Origin of the sequence: Burkholderia paludis, assembly GCF_000732615.1 — a bacterium.
GTDB lineage: Bacteria > Pseudomonadota > Gammaproteobacteria > Burkholderiales > Burkholderiaceae > Burkholderia > Burkholderia paludis.
Genome location: NZ_JPGL01000032.1, coordinates 62232 through 80321 on the forward strand (window position 1 = coordinate 62232; position 18090 = coordinate 80321).

The following is an 18090-nucleotide window of genomic DNA, read 5'->3' on the forward strand; positions in this document are numbered from 1 at the left end:
ACGAGTCGGCGCGGCGCGCGCGTCAGCTGAGGCGGTAGGCCTTGCCGGGCGTCACTTCCGCCGGCAGCGGCTCGCGGTTCAGTTCGAGCAGCGAGCGCTCGATCTGCCGCGTGATCGCATCGAGCGCGAGATGGTTCGGCCCGTCGCCGAACGGTTCGGCGATCGCGTGCGCGATCGCGTCCAGCGCGATCAGCGTATAGGCGACGAACACGCTGACGAACGGCGTCGCCGCGCCGATCGAATCGACGAGACCGAACGGCAGCAGCACGCAGTACGCATAGATGGTCCGGTGCAGCAGCACGTCGTACGAGAACGGGATCGGCGTCGACGCGATGCGCTCGCAGCCGCTCACCATCGCGACGAGGTCGTCGAGGCGCGCGTCGAGCATCCACAGCCGCGTGTCGGCGAGATGGCCCGCGTCGGCGCGCGCGGCGAAGGCCTCGCGCAGCCCGTGCACGATCGCGACCGGGCGGAACCGGGATGCGACGATGCGCGCGTAGGCGCCGTCGTCGAGCAGGCCGCGCAGGTCGGCGGCCGGATCGGTGCCGCGCAGCTGATGCTTGAGCGCATAGACGAACGCGACGACCGTGCGCACGAATGCGCGCCGCGCGCCGTCGTCCGGGCCGATCGCGCCGTAGGAGAGCGCCTGCGACACCAGCGTGCGCGACGCGGTCAGCACGCCGCCCCAGAGCTGCCGCGCCTCGCGGTAGCGGTCGTAGCTCGCGTTGTTGCGAAACCCCGCGAAGATCGCGAGCGTCAGGCCGATCAGCGTGAACGGCGTCGGGTTCAGCGGCACCTTCTCGCCGAGCACGCGGCCGCCGCCCCATACCGCGACGATGCTGATCGCGAGCGTCAGCACGAGCTGCGGCAGGATGGTCGGCAGCACCGAACCATTCCAGACGAGCAGCATCCGCAGCCAGTGCTCGCGCGGCCGAACGATCATCGTCGGGCTCCGTCAGGCGGCGATCGATGCCGGCGCGGCGGCGCGATGCAGCAGCACGGGCACCGATTTCGAGGTCGGCGTGTTGCACACGTCGCCGACGCTGTCGAGTGGCACGAGCGGGTTGGTTTCCGGGTAGTAGGCGCCGATGCAGCCGCGCGGAATGTCGTACTCGACGAGCAGGAAGCCGTCCGCGCGCCGCTCGATGCCGTCGTGCCACACGGTTTCCATGTCGACCCATTCGCCGGCCTTCAGGCCGAGCATCGCGAGATCGTCACGGTTGATGAACACCACGCGGCGCTGGCCGAACACGCCGCGATAGCGGTCGTCGAGCCCGTAGACGGTCGTGTTGTACTGGTCGTGCGAGCGCGTCGTCATCAGCGTCATCAGCCGTTCGCCGTGCTGCGCGCGGGCGAGCTGGATCGGCGTGTCGGTCGGCAGCGCGTGCGCGAAGAAGTTGGCCTTGCCGGTCGGCGTGAGCCATTCGCGGTCGCGCGACGCCACGCGCAGGTGGAAGCCGCCCGGCTTCGCGATGCGCGCGTTGTAGTCGTAGAAGCCGTCGAAGGTCGCCTCGATCGCGTCGCGGATCTTCGCGTAGTCGTCCTTGTACGCCAGCCAGTCGATCTTGCCGCTGCCGAACAGCGCGTGGCCGATGTGCGCGACGATCGCGGGCTCCGACATCAGGTTCGGCGACGCCGGCTTGTTCATCCCGTACGACACGTGGACCATGCTCATCGAATCCTCGACCGTCACGCCTTGCGCGACGTTGTCCTGCAGGTCGATCTCGGTGCGGCCGAGCGTCGGCAGGATCAGCGCGTCGCGGCCGTGGATCAGGTGGCTGCGGTTCAGTTTCGTCGTGATGTGCACGGAGAGGTCGCAGCGGCGCATGCCTTCCCACGTGCGCGGCGTGTCGGGCGTCGCCATCGCGAAGTTGCCGCCGAGGCCGATCAACACCTTCACGTGGCCTTCGAGCATCTCCTCGATCGTCTCGACGACGTCGTAGCCGTGATGGCGCGGCGGTTCGAAATCGAACACGCGGCCGAGCCGGTCGAGGAACGCCTGCGTCGGCTTTTCCTCGATGCCGACCGTGCGGTTGCCCTGCACGTTCGAGTGGCCGCGCACCGGGCACAGGCCGGCGCCGGGGCGGCCGATGTTGCCGCGCATCAGCATCAGGTTCGTCAGCATCTGCACGGTCGCGACCGAATGCTTGTGCTGCGTGATGCCCATGCCCCACGTCGCGATCACGCGTTCGCTGCGGGCGTAGAGCTGCGCGAGGCTGTCGATCTGCTCGTACGGCACGCCGCTCTCGGCCGTCAGCGCGGCCCAGCTCTCGTTGCGCAGATCGTCGGCGAATGCGTCGAAGCCGGCCGTGTGCTCGCCGATGAACGCGGTATCGAGCACACGCGGCGCACCGGCGGCCTGCGCGGCGTCGTCGAGTTCGAGCACGCGTTTCGCCATCCCCTTGATCAGCGCGAAATCGCCGCCGATCGTCGGCTGGATGAACGTCGACGCGATTTTCGTGCCCGACATCGTCAGCATCTCGATCGGGCTTTGCGGATCGGCGAAGCGTTCGAGGCCGCGCTCCTTCAGCGGGTTGATCGACACGATCGTCGCGCCGCGCTTCGCGCACTCGCGCAGCTCGCCCATCATCCGCGGGTGGTTGGTGGCCGGGTTCTGGCCGAAGATCAGCAGCGTGTCGGCGTGTTCGAAATCGTCGAGCGTGACGGTGCCCTTGCCGACGCCGACGGACGGCGGCAGCCCGCGGCTCGTCGCCTCGTGGCACATGTTCGAGCAGTCGGGGAAGTTGTTGGTGCCGTACAGCCGCACGAGCAGCTGGTACAGGAACGCGGCTTCGTTGCTCGCGCGGCCGGACGTGTAGAACGCGGCCTGGTTCGGGTCGGGCAGCGCACGCAGGTGACGCGCGATCAGCTCGAACGCGTCGTCCCACGCGATCGGCACGTAGCGGTCGGTCGGTGCGTCGTACACCATCGGGTCGGTGAGCCGGCCGTGCTGTTCGAGTTCGAAGTCGGTCTGTTCGAGCAGCTCGGTGACCGTGTGCGCGGCGAAGAATTCGGGCGTCACGCGCTTGCTCGTGGCTTCGGCGGCCACCGCCTTCACGCCGTTCTCGCAGAATTCGAACGTCGATGCGTGCTGGCGATCGGGCCACGCGCAGCCGGGGCAGTCGAAGCCGTCCGGCTGGTTCTGGCGCAGCAGCGTACGGTAATTGCCGCCGGCGACCTTTTCCTTGATCAGGTTGATCGTGACGGCTTTCAGCGCGCCCCAGCCGGCGGCCGGGTGAGTGTACGGTTCGATGCGCGCGGTGGCGGATTTCTTTTTCATGGTGCAGCGGGTGTCGGGGTCGATGCATGCAGAGTACGCGCCGCGCCCGGCCGGCTGTGTGTACACCTCGTCACTTCAAAAAAGAGTACAGTTGCGATCATTCCGGGCGGATATATCGCAACTGTGTTGTCGAAGGGTGATTGAAAGGGAGGCGGGTGAAGCGTTACGAACAACTGGCCGACGAGCTCCAGGCGCAGATCGAGCGCGGCGTGTACCGGCCCGGCGAGCGGATTCCGTCGGTGCGGCAGGCGAGCCGGCAGCAGCAGCTCAGCGTCACGACCGTGCTGCGCGCGTACCTGGTGCTGGAGAGCCGCGGCCTGATCGAGAGCCGGCCGCAGTCGGGCTATTTCGTGCGGGCCCGCGCGCCGGCGCCGGCCGAGGCCGAGCTGCACATGTCGGCGCCGGCCGCCGAGCCGTCGGCCGTGGACGTGAGCCGGCTCGTGCTGTCGACGCTGCGTTCGATCGCGCGCGACGACGCGGTGCCGCTCGGTTCGCCGTATCCCGACGCGTCGCAGTTCCCGGTGCAGCGTCTCGCGCGCTATGCGCAGACGATCGGCCGGCGCCGCACGCGCTGGGGCGTGATCGACGACCTGCCGCCCGGCAACCAGGAGCTGATCCGCCAGATCGCGCGGCGCTACGCGGAGCGCGGGATTGCCGTCGAACCGGGCGAGATCGTGATGACGATCGGCGCGACCGAGGCGATCAACCTGTGCCTGCAGGCGGTCGCGCGGCCGGGCGACACGATCGCCGTGGAGTCGCCGACCTTCTACGCGATGCTGCATGCGATCGAGCGGATGGGCATGCGCGCGCTCGAAGTCGCGACGCACCCGGTCGAGGGCATCGATCTCGACGCGCTCGAACGGATCCTCGAGCGCGAGCGCATCGCCGCGTGCATGGTGATGCCGAATTTCCAGAATCCGCTGGGCTTCCAGATGTCGGACGCGCGCAAGCGCGCGCTCGTCGCGCTGCTGGCGAAGCACCGCGTGCCGGCGATCGAGAGCGACGTCTATCACGAGCTGCATTTCGGCGACGCGACGCCGAGCGCGCTGAAGTCGTTCGACCGCGACGGGCTGGTGCTGCATTGCGCGTCGTTCACGAAGAGCCTGTCGCCGCGCTACCGGATCGGCTGGGCGATGCCGGGCCGCTACCGCGACCAGGTCGAGAAGCTGAAATTCCTGAACACGCTCGCGACGCCCGCGATCGAGCAGCTCGCGATCGCCGAGTACCTGAAGCACGACGGCTACGATTTCCATCTGCGGCGCATGCGCAAGCAGTACGCGCAGCAGGCGAGCCTGATGAGCGCGATGGTGCGCCGTTTCTTCCCCGAAGGCACGCGGCTGTCGCAGCCGCAGGGCGGGTACGTGCTGTGGGTCGAGCTGCCGCCGCGGGTCGATGCGATGACGCTGTATGCGCAGGCGCTCGCGCAGCGGATCACGGTCGGGCCCGGCCACATGTTTTCGGCGGGCGCCGACTACCGGAATTTCATCCGGCTCAACTACAGCTATCCGTGGTCGCGGCAGATCGAGGACGCATTGAAGACGCTCGGGCGGCTCGCGTCGGAGTGCGCGGCGCGGTGAGCGCAGGGGGCGCGGCAAGCGGTGGCCGGTCGCTGGCCGCCGGCCGCCGTCGCGCGCATCAACCCGCGTGCGGCGCCTGCGCCCCGGCTTGCAGGGCGCCGGCCATCTGCCGCATGTCGAACCCCGACGGGTGCTGATACACGCGCAGCCCGAACTCCGGCAGCACCGCGATCAGGTGATCGAACAGGTCGGACTGGATGGTCTCGTAGTCGACCCACGACGTCGTATCGGTGAAGCAGTACAGTTCGAGCGGAATGCCTTCGGCCGTGAGCGGCAGCTGCCGCGCCATGCAGGTCATGTCGCGGCGGATGCGCGGATGGCCTTTCAGGTAATTCGCGACATACGCGCGGAACGTGCCGAGATTGGTCAGCTGGCGGCGGTTCGCCGCGCAGTCGCCGGCCGCGCCGAGCGTGCCGTTCCATTGCGCGATCGCGTCGACCTTGTCCTCGAGATAGTCCTTCAGCAGCGTCAGGCGCTCGAGCCGTTCGATTTCGTCGTTGCCGAGGAACCGCACGCTCGTCGCGTCGACGAACAGCGCGCGCTTGATCCGGCGTCCGCCCGCTTCGGTCATGCCGCGCCAGTTCTGATAGCTCTCGGTGATCAGTTTCCAGGTCGGCACCGTGATGATCGTGTGATCGAAGTTCGCGACCTTGACGGTGTTCAGCGTGATGTCGATGACCGTGCCGTCGGCGCCGGCCGACGGCATCGTGATCCAGTCGCCGATCCGCAGCATGTCGTTCGACGACAGTTGCACGCCCGCGACGAGGCCGAGCAGCGTGTCCTTGAAGATCAGCATCAGCACCGCGGACATCGCGCCGATGCCGGACAGCAGCAGGCCGATCTGCTTGCCGGTCGCATCGCCGAGCACGACGAGCGCGGCCGTGATGAACATCACGAGCTTGACGAGCTGCATCGCGCCTTTGAGCGACAGGCGCGGCTGGTCGCGATGGTGCGTGCGGTGCGCGTGCTCGAGGGCGGACAGCGTCGCGCTCACGGTCATCGTCACGAGGAACGCGATCAGCGCGAACAGGATCTTGTCGGCAACCTGCGCGACCTGATCCGGCACGCCGGGCACCGCGCCGAGCCCGAGCCTGATCACGACGAACGGGACGATGCGGTTCAGCCATTTGAACGCGCCGAATTCGAACAGCGCGTCGTCGACGCGCGTGGCGGACAGCCGCGCGAGCCGCGCAACCACGCGAAACAGCAGGAAATGGACGGCGGCGGCGATCGCGCCGGCGGCGGCGAGCAGGACGAGGAGGCCGGCGAGCGGCGTCATCCAGGATTCGTGCGGGGTCATGGGGTGGGCAGGGGCCTTCTGGTGCGTTGAATCGGCGCCGTCATGCGGCGCGCGCCCGATGAAGGGCGCATGAAAGGGACCGTGATTGTGCCATCGGGTTCCGGGCGCGTTGCTGTTCGTGCATCGCACGGCTCCCGAACTTGCTCACCATTGGGCAGGTCTCCTCTGTAATCGGGTGAGGCCGGGCGGGCAGGCCGCCGCACCGCCGGCCGGCGAGCGCAGGGGCCGCCGGCAGCGGCGCGCGGCGGCTTGCGTGTCGGCTCGCGACCGGCGGGAGGCTGTCGCGGCGGGCCCGGGGCTTCGCGGCGCGCGAACGGCGATCCATGCAATCATGCGGACGTCGCATGCGTCGGCGGCGCGCCGGCGCGCGGCCCGTTCGCCGGCGGTGAGCGGCCGGCGATCCGTTCGCGCACTTGCCACGGGATGCCGGCCGGGGCACGATGCGCGAACGACTTCGCGAACCCCGTCATTTCGACCTCACGCACTTCACGCATGCAAGATTCCAACGAAAGCCGCCCGTCGGGCGTGCGGCTGCTGAAAGGCATCCTTCCGATCCGCCGCGCGACCGCCATCCGCGATGTATTCGCGGGCATGTCGCTCGCGTCGATGGACATCCCGCAAGTGCTCGGCTACGCGCGCATCGCCGGCATGCCGGCCGTGACGGGCCTCTACACGGTGTTCCTGCCGCTCGTCGCGTTCGCGTGCTTCGGTGCGTCGCGGCACCTGGTGGTGGCCGCCGATTCCGCGACCGCGACGATCTTCGCGAGCCGGCTTTCGTCGATGGCGCCGGCCGGCAGCGCCGAGTATGTGGCGCTGGCCGGCATGGTCGCGCTGCTGACCGCCGCGATGCTGCTGCTCGCGCGCATCTTCAAGCTCGGTTTTCTCGCCGATTTCCTGTCGCGCACGGTGCTGGTCGGCTTTCTCGCCGGCGTCGGCGTGCAGGTGTCGATCGCGATGCTCGGCGACATGCTCGGGCTGGCCGTGCCGTACCCGGCCTCGCGCAGCCTGGCGCAGCTCGACTACGTCGTCACGCATCTCGTCCACACGAACCGGCCGACGTTCGCGCTGGCGGCACTCGTCGTCGTCGCGATTCTCGCGTGCAAGCGGTTCCTGCCGCGCGTGCCGATGCCGATGATCGCGGTCGCGGGCAGCATCGCGGCGAGCAACGTGTTCGGATTCGCCGCGCACGGCATCGCGGTGCTCGGGCCGGTCGCGGGCGGGCTGCCGCCGTTGCGCTGGCCGTCCGTCACTTGGCAGCAGTGCCTCGATCTCGTGCCGGTCGCCGCGTCGTGTTTCGTGATGATCATTGCGCAGAGCGCGGCCGCCGCGCGCGTGTTCGCGCAGCAGTATGGCGAGGACGTCGATACCAATGCCGACATCCTCGGCCTCGCGGCCGCGAATGCCGCCGCGGCGGTGGGCGGCGCGTTCGTCGTCAACGGCAGCCCGACGCAGACCGCGATGGCCGACGGCGCGGGCGTGCGCAGCCAGATCGGGCATCTCGCGTTTGCGGCCGTGGTGGCGGCGGTGCTGCTGTTCTTCAGCACGACGCTGCAGTATTTGCCGCATGCGGTGTTGGCCGGCATCGTGTTCACGATCGCGCTCGGCTTGATCAACGTGCGCAGCCTCGCCGCGATCCGCAAGGAAAGCCCCGGCGAATTCACGCTTGCGCTGGTAACGGCCGTGGCCGTCGTGACGGTCGGCGTCGAGCACGGCATCCTGCTGGCCGTCGCGCTGTCGCTGATGCGGCACGTGCGCCACAGCTACCAGCCCCACACGATGGTGCTCGAACCCGTCGAAGGCAACGGCCGGTGGCAGCCGGTGCCAGCGCGGCGCGGCGCGATGACGGCGCCGGGGCTGATCGTCTACCGGTTCGGCTCCGACCTGTTCTTCGCGAACGATCACCTGTTCGCCGCCGAAGTGACCGAGCTCGTCGATGCGGCGCCGGTGCCGGCGCGCTGGTTCGTCATCGATGCGGGGGCGGTCACCGACATCGACTATTCGGCCGCGCGCACGCTGGCCGACCTCGTCAGGATGCTGCATGCACGCGGGATCGGCGTGCTGTTCGGGCGTGTCAACCGTTACCTGCGAGCGGACATGGATCGTCACCGGATCACGGAGATCGTCGGCGCATCGTGCATCTTTTCGACGTTGCACCAGGCGCTCGAGGCTGCCGGCACGACGCCCGCGCCGCAGGAGCCGGGCATGGTGTAGCGTGAGCCGGCGCTAGGCGGCCGCGCGCAGGCGCGCGAAGCCGTTGCGCAGGTGGCGGGCGAGTTCCGTCGCGGCCGGCGTGCGCTGGCCGCGCGGCAGATGAAGGTTGATCGCGAAGTTCGGCAGTGCGGGCAGGCCGCTGCCGGCCGGCAGGATGTCGAGATCGGCCGGCACGGTCGACGCGAGCCAGGTGGTCACGGCGAGGTCGGCGCGCACGGTCGCGGTAGTCGCGTCGATGCTGCCGTGCTCGAACACGGTGCGCCACGCGCGATCGCAGCCGCGCAGCGCGTCGAGCACCGTCGGGCGGAACGCGCAGGACTGCGCGACCATCGATACGGGCAGCGGCGTGTTCCGGTACGCGGTGCCGCCCTTCGCGCCGACCCAGACCAGGCGGTCGACTGCGATGCATTCGCCGCGTGACGGCCCGACTGGCGCCTCGATCAGCGCGACGTCGAGTTCGCCCTGCGCGAGCCCCCGGCGCAGCTCCGGCGACGCCGCGCACACGAGCGTGAGCGCGACCTGCGGATGCGCCTGCGCATAGGCTTTCAGGATCGGCGCGAGACAGGCGCCGACGAGATCCTGCGGCGCGCCGAGACGCACGGTGCCTTCGACCGCGCCGGCCGTCATGTCGGTCAGCAGCGCATCGTGCACGGCGAGCAGCCGGCGCGCCTGCCCGAGCAGGCGCTCGCCGTCGGCCGTGAGCAGCAGGTTGCGGTGCTCGCGGACGAACAGCGGGCCGGACAGCGTTTCGAGCCGGGCGACCTGCTGGCTGATCGCGCCTTGCGTCAGGTGCAGCGCACGGCTGGCCGCCGTCATGCTGCGATGATCGGCGACCGTGACGAAGGCGCGCAGCAGCGCGATGTCGAGGTTACGTGCCATGCGATGCATTATGAATGCTAATGGCAGGCATAAAAAGCTTTCGCTGTCGTAATGGGACGATCGCGGGTAAAACGGGGTTTCGACAACGACAACCGGGAGCTGCCGTGCCGTTCCGCGACTACCTGCCGCTGATGCTGTTCGTGATCGTGTCCACCGTGACGCCGGGCGGCGCAACGACGCTCGCGACCGCCTCGGGCGCGCATTTCGGCTATCGGCGTTCGCTGCCGATGATGGCGGGCATCGCGGTCGGCCTGGCGTCGATGGCCGCTGCCGCCGCGGCCGGGCTCGGCGGCGTGCTGCTTGCGCTGCCCGCGTTGCAGCTCGCGATGAAGGCGGCCGGTTCGGTGTACCTCGTGTGGCTGGCCGTGCGCATCGGGCGCGGCGGCAAGCCGCGGCTCGATGCCGCGGTGCACCGGCCGCAGGGGTTCATCAGCGGCGTCTGGATGCTCTGGCACAACCCGAAAGGCTGGGCGATGACGCTCGGTGCGGCCGCGTCGTTCGCCGCGCTCGCGTCCGGGCCGGCCCGGCTCGGCGCATTGCTCGGGCTGGCGTTCGGCGTGGCCGCGATGGTGTCGCTGTCGCTCTGGTGTTTCGCCGGGCTGCTGTTCGCACGCGTGTTGCGCACGGAGCGGCAGTGGCACTGGCTGAATGCCGGGCTCGGCGTGCTGCTCGTGATCTCGATCGTGCCGATGTGGCTGCCGTAGCGGGGCGGCCGCACGCGTCGTGCGGCCGCCCGAAGGTCAGCGCGAAGCGGCGCGCGCGGTGCCGGCCGGCTGCCCGCCCGCACCGGCCGACCACAACGGCAGCCGCAGCGCCGTGACGAAGCTCGCCGCGTGCAGCACGCAAAGCAGGCCGAACGCCCACGCGTACGCGTGGGCCTGCGTGCCGCCGCCCGTCGCCGATTCGGCCTGCAGCCGCCACGCGAGGAACAGCGTGCACACGGTGGTGAAGGTCGGGCCGCCGAGACGCTGCACGATATTGAGCGAGGTCGTCGCCATCGGCAGGTTGCGGCGCTCGACCGACGCATACGCGGCGGAGATCGACGGCGCGCCGATCGCGCTCTGGCCCATGCCGCGCAGGAACAGCGCCGGCACCAGCACGTAAGGATCGTAGCCGGTCAGTGCAAGGTAAGCGAACGGCAGCGTCGCGACGAGCGCGAGCAGCGCGCCGGCGGCGGCCAGCCGGCGCACGCCGAACCGGCTCGTCAGCGCGCCCATCGACGGATAGGTGACGAGCATGCCGAGGCCCATCGGCGCGAGCAGCCAGCCCATTTCGCCGGGCGTGCGGCCGCACGCCTGGATCAGGAATATCGGAATCAGCATCTGGCCCGCGAACAGCGCGCCGTTCGACAGGAACTGCGTCGACGCGGCCGCGGCGAAGACTTTGCCGCGAAACAGCGCAAGATCGATCAGCGCATGGTCGCCCTTGCGCGTTTCGACCCGCAGGAACGCCGCGAGCAACAGCGCCGACGCGACGATCGCCGCGATGCCGAGCACTTCGTTGATCCGCTCGATGCCGTACAGGAACAGCACGAGCCCCGGCGACAGCAGCGCGAGGCCGACGTAGTCGAGCTCGCGCTGCTGCGTGTCTTCACGGTCGCCGGGCAGGAACCGCACGGCCAGCGCAAGCGCCAGCATGCCGACGGGCAGGTTCACGAGAAACAGCCAGCGCCACGACGTGTACTGCAGGATCGCCCCGGCGACGACGGGGCCGAGGATCGGCGCGAGCAGCACGGGTACGGCCGCGTACCCGATCACGCGCGCCATCTGCTGGCCGGCGACCCGCGCGATCATCATCTGCGCCATCGGTGCGAGCAGCCCGCCGCTCACCCCTTGCAGCACGCGGAACGCGATCAACGACGGCGCCGACCACGCGAGCCCGCACAGGGCCGACGTGAGCGTGAACGCCGAGAAGCACCACAGGTACAGCGCCTTTGCGCCGATCCGGTCGACGAGCCAGCCGTTCAGCGGCAGCACCAGCGTCAGCGCGAGCAGGTAGCCGCTCGTCACCCACTGGATCGTCGCGAGGCTCGCGTGCAGGTCGGTTGCGAGGCTCGACAGCGACACGTTGACGATCGTCGCGTCGAGCTGCGACAGCAGCGAGCCCAGCACCGCGACCGCGCTGACCTTCCAGATCGCCGGATCGAGCCGGCCGGCCGCGTGATCCGGCGCCGGCCGACGGCGCGGATCGCTCACGCGCCGCGCTGGTCGAGCAGCGCGACGATGTCCTGCGTCGTGCCCGTTTCGCCGAGGCGGGGGAACAGGCGCTCGATGCTGTTGACGTGCGCATCCGCGTTGAGGTCGGTCATCGCGTCGACGGCGAGCGTGACGTTGTAGCCGAGTTCGTGCGCCTGCCGCGCGGTCGATTCGACGCCGATGCTCGTCGCGATGCCGGTCAGCACGATTTGCGTGACGCCGGCTGCCTTCAGGTATGCGTCGAGATCCGTGCCGGTAAACGCGCCCCAGGTTTTTTTCGTCACGAGGTGGTCGCTTGGCTGCCGGTTCAGTTCCGGCAGGAGTTCGGCCCAGTCGGCGGGGAGCGGCGCGGTGCGCGGCGCTTGCTCCGTGCGGCCCGGTGCGCCGCCGGCAACGTTGACGAGCACGACCGGCAGGCCGCGGGCGCGGAATGCGTCGAGCAACTCGCGGGTCTGCGCGATCACCGGTTCGACCGGGTGCGCGGTGGGGAGGGCGACGATGCCTTTCTGCAGGTCGATGACGACGAGTGCCGTGTGCGGGTCGAGACGGGTTGCGCTCATGATGGAACTCCGTGAAATGGACGAGGAAAGCCGTGCGCGCGGATGCGGTGGGGCGCGCCGGCGGGATTCATTGCTCGCCGATGCGGCGGATCAGCGGGATCGCGGCGGCGAGCGCGCCGATCTCGTCGGGATCGAGCTGCTCGATCGCGGCGCCGAGCCACCGGTGTTTTGCGGCATTGCGCTTGAGCCGCGCGTCGAGGCCGGCCGCGGTCAGCCTGAACAGGATCTGCCGGCCGTCGGTCGGATGCGGCTCGCGCTCGACCAGCCCGTCTTCCTCGAGGCTCGCGAGAATCGACTTCATCGACTGCGGCTTCATGGCTTCGGCGCGCGCGAGATCGGCGGTCGTCATCGGCCCGTGCCGTTCGAGCCGCGCGAGTGCGCTGGTCTGGGACATGCCGAGCCCTTGCGAGTCGATCTCGGAGCGGAGCCGGCGGATCAACTGGCCGACCGCGAGGGTCAGGTCGGCGGCGACGATGTCGGCGGAAACGCCGGGTTTGCGTGGCGGATTCATGCGGCGGATCATAGGACATGACAGTCAAACTTGCAAGTTTGACTGTCGAGTTGGCGCCGGATCGCGGTGCGGCCGGTCGCCCGGCTACGTGTGACCGGAGGTGGCGGGGACGGCTTCGCCGCGTCTCGGCGGCGCGTTTTCGGGCAGCAGGTCGCCGAGGTATTGCGCGGGTTCGTCCGCGGCGAACGCGGACGGCACATGCAGGTTGGCCGGTCGCCGCTTGCCTTCGGCGCCGAGATCGAACCCGGCCCGGCGGCCGTTCTTCGGGACGACGGCGAGCCGCCGTCCGAATGCGTTGAAGCGGTATTCGTCCTGCATGGCAGCGCTCCCGTGGGGCGAGCGCGCCGGCCGCCGGCGCTTACCGGATCGAGCAGGACAGCCAGCGATGGATCTTGATGGCATCGCTCGAGACGCCCGCGCGGGTCGGCGCGCCGAGCAGGACGACCGTCTCGCGCCGGCCTTTCACGCGCATGCGCATCACGACGCCGTGCCCCGACTCGTTGATGAAGCCGGTCTTCTGCAGCCGGATCGGCAGGCGGCGGTAGCGGACGAGCGGGTCGGAATTCACGTACAGCAGCTCGTCGCCGCCGGGGCGTACGGTGGTCGACGTATCCGTCGAGAAATAGCGGATCAGCGGATCCTGCGCCGCCGCGCCGACGAGTTTCGCGAGATCCTCTGCCGTCGATACGTTGTGCGGCGACAGGCCGGTCGGTTCGCGGAAGCGCGTGTGGCGCATGCCGAGCCGGCGCGCTTCGCGGTTCATCGCATCGACGAACGCGGCCCGCCCGCCCGGATAGTCGCGGCTCAGCGCGGCGGCCGCGCGGTTTTCCGACGACATCAGCGCGATATGGAACATCTCGCGGCGGGACAGTTCCGAGCCGACCTGCAGGCGCGACCCGGTGAACTTGATCGTGTCGCGGTCGTGCGCGGTGACGCGCAGCACGCCGTTCAGCGGACGATCGGCGTCGCGTGCGACGACGGCCGTCATCAGCTTCGAGATCGACGCGATCGGCCTCACCGTGCGCGCATTGCGGGCCAGCAGCGGCGTGCCGGAGTCGACGTCGAGCACGTAGGCCGCACGCGAGTGCAGCGCATTGACCGCGCGCGGGCTGTAGCCGCAGCTCGCCATCAGGCGCGGTTTGCCCGCCGGGTGCGGGTGCGGGGGCGCGGCGGGCGTGCGTCTGGCGGCGCGATGCCGCGCGGCGGGCGCCGCGTGACGGTTGACGGCATGGTGCTTCACGTGCGGGCGGCGAGGCTTGACGGCCGGCTTGCGATGCCGGGCCGGCTGCTTCTTCACGGTTTTCTTGACGGCCTTCGCCGGTGCATGCGAATGGGCGGCGCGCGGCGGCGGTTTGCGTGGCGTGGACGACGCGTGCGCCGAAACGGCGAACATCAGGATCGACAGGACGACGGGCAGGATGGTCCGGGCGAGGGGCAGGCGCGCGATGAAGCCGGTCAAGCGAAAGTCTCCTTCTCGCGCGCGGCAAGGCGACGCGAGATGCGTGGGCGGTCAGCGGGTGCGGAAAATTATACGGTCGATCGGGCGCGGATGAGGGTGGCGCGCCGTTCCGGCAGCGCAGTTTTGCGGGTTATCGCTGCGTTGTGCGGCGATTTGTGCCGATTCGCGTCGATATGTCGCGCGTGCCGGACCAACGGAAGCGCGACCGGCAAGGGCGTTGTCACGTCGAACCGGGCGGGTCCGATGGTGGCGCGGGCAACGATTGCGGGATGAATTCGCGGGCTGACCCGGCCCCGATCCCGGTATCATCGCCACCGTTGTCTCGCAGCCGCGCTTGCCCGCGCAACCCGGGACCGGACGCCCGATGACGCATGCTTCGCCGCGCTGCCTGCGGCCGGATCGGCAGCACGAGCGCCCCGGATGTTCCACCTGAAAAATTCAAAAACGGTCTGGTCGAACGGGGCTGCCTCTCTTCGACGATAGACGGTCCAGCAAAACTGAACCCATTTTTATGCAAAAAAAGACTTTGCAAGCCGGTGTTCGCGTGAACCTGCGGTCGAGCGCGCGAGTGCGTCGCGCATTGGTGCTGGCACTCGCATTGCTCGGTGTCGCCGGTTCGGCGCACGCTTACACGGTGAATGTCTGTCGGGAGTACTGGTACCCGTTGGCGCGTGCCGGTAAAAGCATGGGCGCGCTGGCCGCCGAGCGCGGGGGGACGTGCGGGCATGCGGCCGTCAAGATGCTGAGCGATCAGTATGGCGTGGTGGACGGCCGCGGGTATTTCATTTCGGAATTGCACGAATACAACGATTCGTGTTCGCACGGGGGGCCGGTACCGGACTTTGCGTGTCTGCTGCCGTCGAGTCTGCGCCGTCATGAGGACAACGAGACACGACACTATTATCTGCTCACGCAACGGGGCGCGGCGCTGCGCGTCCTGGACCGGCTCCATGCAACCGACGGCCAGCAGGTGTTCGACGGCGCGGACGTGATTCCGGGCGCCGATCCCGCGACCTTCAAGACCTTCGTGCCCAAGGGGGCCAAGGCGACCGACGGGTGGGCGTACGACCGCAACCACGTCTATCTGGAGGAGCGATCGGACCCGCGGATGGTGCCCGGGCCGGTCGAGGTGGTCGGCGCTACGTTCGCCGTCAATGCCGGGCGGGTGTTTTCAATCGATGCGCTCGACGGTCCCGTTTACCGGCCGGATGTAAAAGCGCAACTGCAGCTGCTGAGCCCTCCGGCCACGCTTCAGCCGGCCCTCATCAGCGACGGCGAGCACATCTACCTGGGCCAGAAGCCCATGGACGGCGTGCGGGCGGCAACGTTCCAGATGCTGGTTCCGGTGTGCCCGGTGCCGGGTGCGCCGGACCTGAAATGCGTCCCCGACGCCCAGCCGGACGAGTTCCGGGTCGCTCGCAGCGGACAGGATGTGCTGTATTTCCACGAGTTCGACGATATCAAGCGAATCGCCAACGTGCCCGATTTCGTTTATTTCCTGATGGAAGGCTCGTCGTATCTCGGTCTCGGTGGAAAGCAAATCTTCGATCTCGATCCGCTGCATCAGAATTTCGGCGGCAAGACGATAACGGCTGGCGTGCAGTTTTCCGGGCACTTGAGCGGCCCGGCAGCCGGCTATCTTGCCGACGAACTCGGGTTCATCAACCTGCGGAGCGGGTTGTCGAGGAACGACGGGCCATTGTGCGGTGCGCTCGCGAAGCTCGCCGCTCCGACTCCGGAGCTAGCGCACCGGTTTGGCCCGCTCAGGGCCATCGCGCCAAAGAAATTGCCGGCGGGCTATTCCGTCGGGTATGAAAACAGTCGCTATCGATATCTGTTCAAGACCGCGGTCGATACGACGCTCGACGATACGGTGGTCGATCTCGGCAACGGCAAGCGGATGCGGGCGACCTGGTGCGGGGACGACATCCAGCTACAAGGCACGAACAACCCGCAATAGTTCGGAAGGGGCGTGGCGTTGTCGTGCCGGACGGTGGGCGAACGCGGCATCCACGTGTGTTCCACGGGAGCGGAAACAGACGCGAGACGGTCATGGCCAGCGCGTTGCGCTGGCGTCGATCCGACGATCGTGCGGAGTCGCTGACGGCCAGCCGTGCCAGCCGACGGTCGGCCGCCGTGTGCGGATCGTTCGCGCCGGCGGCAGTGAGCAGTCAATCTCGATGGAGCGCGTTTCGCGGTTGAAATCGTCGATCGCGTCGAACTGCGCGGCGCCCGGTTTTCGACGATTGTCGGCGCGAGCGCGGCAGCCGGTGCGCAATCCCGCCGTTCACGGCGCTGCGCCGACCGACGTGCCGATCACAAGCCTGGCTGATTCCGCACGCCTCGCGTGCCGGCAGGATCGATATCCGCGGCGGTCGAGATCGCACGAATGGTTGGTCGCGGCCGTGGCCGTGTGTCGTACGCCGTCGCCACGGGCGGCAACCGCTACCGTGTCGATCCGCTCGATCCCTCGGGGACGGCCGGAGCCGGCCACCCTTGAGGCGGCCAGTTCCGCCGCGACACCACCGCGAAACTGATCGCGATCGAGCCGGTCGCGGCGCGCGGAGGCGTACCGTTCGCCGCGCTCATGGCATCCACCGCGTCGCCGAAGCGAAAGCGGCGGCCGCGGCCGTCGGCGCGTTCGGTCCGCTGCCGCGGGGCGCGCGGATCGGCCGTCGCGGCGGGCGCGTCGATGGCGCTCGCCGTACACGAGGGGTCGTCAGGCGGGCATTCGCATGTGGGCAGCAGGGACATGTCGGTCGATTCGAGGAAGGGCATGCGCATATTGAACGTCATCGCATTCGATCGGTAAAATGAATGTTTCGATCGCTACGATTCCTTTAAAGAATGGAATTGAAACTGCTGCGAACGTTTCTGACGGTCACCGAGCTGTGCCATTTCAGCCGCGCGGCCGATGCGCTGCACATGAGCCAGCCGGCGCTGAGCAAGCAGATCGGCGCGCTCGAGGCGAGCCTCGGCGGCAAGCTGTTCGAACGCGGCCGGCACGGCGCGGAACTGACGCCGTTCGGCGAACGCTTCCTGTCCGACGCGCAGGCGCTCGTGCGCGATGCCGACGAGATTCTCGCCCGCGCGCGGGAAGCGACGAGCGGGCAGCGCGGCCACCTGCGGCTCGGCATCTGCCTGTCCGTGCTGACGCTCGTGCCGAAGCTCGTCGCGGAATTTCGCCGCCGCAATCCGGGCATCGCCGTCACGCTGAGCGACCTGTCGTCGTCCGAGCAGACCCGCCGGTTGCGCGCCGGCAAGCTCGATGCCGGGTTCCTGCGCCTGCCGTCCGACGAAGGCTTGTCCTCGTTCAAGGTGATCGACGAAGGGCTGGCGCTCGCGGTGCCGCCGCACCTCGGCTTCAGGCGCGTGCCGGCCGATCTCGACGTGCTCAACGAAATCGGCTTCATTGCGCTGCAGCGCGCGCGCGGCCCGGGGCTCGCCGCGCAGATCGACCGGTGGTGCGTCGAACGCCGCTTCGTGCCGCACGTGACGCAGCAGGCGGAGGATGTACAGTCGGTGCTGACGTCGGTCGCGGCCGGCGTCGGCGTGGCGTTCGTCCCGTCGCGCGCCCGATATCTGCTGCGCGACGCGACGGTGCTGCCGCTCGGCGGCCGGGACGCGAAGTGGCGGGTCGGGCTCGCATGGCGGTCGGATCGGGACGATCCCGTCACGACGCATTTCGTGTCGTTCATGCGCGCCGCGATCAGGAGCGCATGACGGCGCGTATAGTGTCGATGGGCACCGCTCCGACGAATGCCGGCCCGGCGCCGGCTCACGAATCCCAACCGATGACATCAGAATCCGACGAATCCCCGCTCGATCCCGCGCTCGTCGCGACGCTCGCGACGCTGAACGAGGCCGCCGGCGATCCGGCCGGCAAGCGCTGGTCGCTGCCGAAGATCGCGAAGCGCGCGCAGTTGCCGATGAGCACGCTGCGTCGCGTGCTGACCCAGCTCGACACCGCTGGCCTGAGCGCGACCACGCTGAACGAGGACGGCACCGGCAGCGCGACGCTGACCGAAGAAGGGCGCGCCGTGTGCGCGCAACTGTTCGGCGCGAACGACACCCGATAAGAAACGGGCCGCTGGAAGCGGCCCGTGGTCCGTCGATTC

General features: G+C 69.0%; 17 protein-coding genes. 6 read left to right on the top strand and 11 right to left on the bottom strand.

Translation table 11 applies throughout. From position 1 onward, the window contains the following. Positions 1 to 22 precede the first annotated feature (22 nt). Positions 23 to 943, bottom strand: coding sequence for a bestrophin family protein (locus GQ56_RS0121005; protein WP_031400497.1), 921 nt, complete (start codon positions 941 to 943; stop codon positions 23 to 25). 12 nt (positions 944 to 955) lie between these two features. Next, complete coding sequence (locus GQ56_RS0121010) at positions 956 to 3280, bottom strand: FdhF/YdeP family oxidoreductase (protein ID WP_031400498.1); 2325 nt, start codon at positions 3278 to 3280, stop codon at positions 956 to 958. 155 nt (positions 3281 to 3435) lie between these two features. Here GQ56_RS0121010 and GQ56_RS0121015 point away from each other — a divergent pair, with 155 nt between their 5' ends. After that, positions 3436 to 4857: an aminotransferase-like domain-containing protein gene (locus tag GQ56_RS0121015; RefSeq protein ID WP_031400499.1), complete on the top strand. Its 1422-nt coding sequence runs from the start codon at positions 3436 to 3438 to the stop codon at positions 4855 to 4857. A 58-nt stretch (positions 4858 to 4915) separates the two neighbouring features. On the opposite strand, the gene GQ56_RS0121020 is transcribed toward GQ56_RS0121015, so the two are convergent. Further along, positions 4916 to 6157, bottom strand: coding sequence for a mechanosensitive ion channel family protein (locus GQ56_RS0121020; protein ID WP_031400500.1), 1242 nt, complete (start codon positions 6155 to 6157; stop codon positions 4916 to 4918). A 329-nt stretch (positions 6158 to 6486) separates the two neighbouring features. Next, positions 6487 to 6651 carry a hypothetical protein gene (locus tag GQ56_RS45600; RefSeq protein WP_161788568.1) on the bottom strand — a complete coding sequence of 55 codons (165 nt, stop codon included), beginning with the start codon at positions 6649 to 6651 and terminating at the stop codon, positions 6487 to 6489. Between GQ56_RS45600 and GQ56_RS0121030 the strand changes: the two genes are divergently transcribed. After that, positions 6650 to 8368, top strand: coding sequence for a SulP family inorganic anion transporter (locus GQ56_RS0121030; protein ID WP_031400501.1), 1719 nt, complete (start codon positions 6650 to 6652; stop codon positions 8366 to 8368). The two genes, GQ56_RS45600 and GQ56_RS0121030, sit on opposite strands and share 2 nt — an antisense overlap. Positions 8369 to 8380: 12 nt before the next feature. Here the strand turns inward: GQ56_RS0121030 and GQ56_RS0121035 are convergent, their stop codons facing one another. Then, entirely contained in the window at positions 8381 to 9256 is an 876-nt protein-coding gene (locus GQ56_RS0121035; protein ID WP_031400502.1) for a LysR substrate-binding domain-containing protein, read from the bottom strand. A 95-nt stretch (positions 9257 to 9351) separates the two neighbouring features. Between GQ56_RS0121035 and GQ56_RS0121040 the strand changes: the two genes are divergently transcribed. Further along, complete coding sequence (locus tag GQ56_RS0121040) at positions 9352 to 9951, top strand: LysE family translocator (protein WP_031400503.1); 600 nt, start codon at positions 9352 to 9354, stop codon at positions 9949 to 9951. Positions 9952 to 9987: 36 nt separating this feature from the next. Here the strand turns inward: GQ56_RS0121040 and GQ56_RS0121045 are convergent, their stop codons facing one another. The 5 genes from GQ56_RS0121045 to GQ56_RS0121065 form a co-directional block, all read right to left on the bottom strand. After that, the gene (locus GQ56_RS0121045) at positions 9988 to 11442 is read right to left on the bottom strand and encodes a DHA2 family efflux MFS transporter permease subunit (protein WP_031400504.1); all 1455 of its coding nucleotides are present in this window, start codon (positions 11440 to 11442) and stop codon (positions 9988 to 9990) included. Next, entirely contained in the window at positions 11439 to 12002 is a 564-nt protein-coding gene (locus GQ56_RS0121050) for an isochorismatase family protein (RefSeq protein WP_031400505.1), read from the bottom strand. The genes GQ56_RS0121045 and GQ56_RS0121050 overlap by 4 nt, the downstream gene beginning before the upstream one ends. A 67-nt stretch (positions 12003 to 12069) precedes the next feature. Further along, positions 12070 to 12525, bottom strand: a complete 456-nt coding sequence (locus GQ56_RS0121055; RefSeq protein ID WP_031400506.1) for a MarR family winged helix-turn-helix transcriptional regulator — start codon at positions 12523 to 12525, stop codon at positions 12070 to 12072. A gap of 72 nt (positions 12526 to 12597) precedes the next feature. After that, on the bottom strand, positions 12598 to 12831 hold the full coding sequence (locus GQ56_RS0121060; RefSeq protein WP_031400507.1) for a DUF7661 family protein: 234 nt from the start codon (positions 12829 to 12831) through the stop codon (positions 12598 to 12600). Positions 12832 to 12871: 40 nt separating this feature from the next. After that, on the bottom strand, positions 12872 to 13972 hold the full coding sequence (locus tag GQ56_RS0121065) for a serine hydrolase (RefSeq protein WP_031400508.1): 1101 nt from the start codon (positions 13970 to 13972) through the stop codon (positions 12872 to 12874). Positions 13973 to 14483: 511 nt separating this feature from the next. Between GQ56_RS0121065 and GQ56_RS0121070 the strand changes: the two genes are divergently transcribed. Next, positions 14484 to 15932, top strand: coding sequence for a hypothetical protein (locus GQ56_RS0121070; protein WP_152601808.1), 1449 nt, complete (start codon positions 14484 to 14486; stop codon positions 15930 to 15932). A gap of 485 nt (positions 15933 to 16417) precedes the next feature. On the opposite strand, the gene GQ56_RS0121080 is transcribed toward GQ56_RS0121070, so the two are convergent. Beyond that, the gene (locus GQ56_RS0121080; protein ID WP_052001438.1) at positions 16418 to 16768 is read right to left on the bottom strand and encodes a hypothetical protein; all 351 of its coding nucleotides are present in this window, start codon (positions 16766 to 16768) and stop codon (positions 16418 to 16420) included. Between the two features lie 51 nt (positions 16769 to 16819). Here GQ56_RS0121080 and GQ56_RS0121085 point away from each other — a divergent pair, with 51 nt between their 5' ends. Both GQ56_RS0121085 and GQ56_RS39450 read left to right on the top strand, forming a co-directional pair. Further along, positions 16820 to 17695 carry a LysR family transcriptional regulator gene (locus GQ56_RS0121085; protein WP_031400512.1) on the top strand — a complete coding sequence of 292 codons (876 nt, stop codon included), beginning with the start codon at positions 16820 to 16822 and terminating at the stop codon, positions 17693 to 17695. Between the two features lie 71 nt (positions 17696 to 17766). Beyond that, positions 17767 to 18051, top strand: coding sequence for a hypothetical protein (locus tag GQ56_RS39450; protein WP_031400513.1), 285 nt, complete (start codon positions 17767 to 17769; stop codon positions 18049 to 18051). Positions 18052 to 18090: the final 39 nt, after the last annotated feature.

Coding starts and splice junctions, on each gene's coding strand:
- GQ56_RS0121005 (WP_031400497.1), bottom strand. CDS start 943: ATGATCGTTCGGCCGCGCGAGCACTGGCTGCGGATGCTGCTCGTCTGG.
- GQ56_RS0121010 (WP_031400498.1), bottom strand. CDS start 3,280: ATGAAAAAGAAATCCGCCACCGCGCGCATCGAACCGTACACTCACCCG.
- GQ56_RS0121020 (WP_031400500.1), bottom strand. CDS start 6,157: ATGACCCCGCACGAATCCTGGATGACGCCGCTCGCCGGCCTCCTCGTC.
- GQ56_RS0121030 (WP_031400501.1), top strand. CDS start 6,650: ATGCAAGATTCCAACGAAAGCCGCCCGTCGGGCGTGCGGCTGCTGAAA.
- GQ56_RS45600 (WP_161788568.1), bottom strand. CDS start 6,651: ATGCGTGAAGTGCGTGAGGTCGAAATGACGGGGTTCGCGAAGTCGTTC.
- GQ56_RS0121035 (WP_031400502.1), bottom strand. CDS start 9,256: ATGCATCGCATGGCACGTAACCTCGACATCGCGCTGCTGCGCGCCTTC.
- GQ56_RS0121050 (WP_031400505.1), bottom strand. CDS start 12,002: ATGAGCGCAACCCGTCTCGACCCGCACACGGCACTCGTCGTCATCGAC.
- GQ56_RS0121055 (WP_031400506.1), bottom strand. CDS start 12,525: ATGATCCGCCGCATGAATCCGCCACGCAAACCCGGCGTTTCCGCCGAC.
- GQ56_RS0121060 (WP_031400507.1), bottom strand. CDS start 12,831: ATGCAGGACGAATACCGCTTCAACGCATTCGGACGGCGGCTCGCCGTC.
- GQ56_RS0121070 (WP_152601808.1), top strand. CDS start 14,484: ATGCAAAAAAAGACTTTGCAAGCCGGTGTTCGCGTGAACCTGCGGTCG.
- GQ56_RS0121080 (WP_052001438.1), bottom strand. CDS start 16,768: ATGACGTTCAATATGCGCATGCCCTTCCTCGAATCGACCGACATGTCC.
- GQ56_RS0121085 (WP_031400512.1), top strand. CDS start 16,820: ATGGAATTGAAACTGCTGCGAACGTTTCTGACGGTCACCGAGCTGTGC.
- GQ56_RS39450 (WP_031400513.1), top strand. CDS start 17,767: ATGACATCAGAATCCGACGAATCCCCGCTCGATCCCGCGCTCGTCGCG.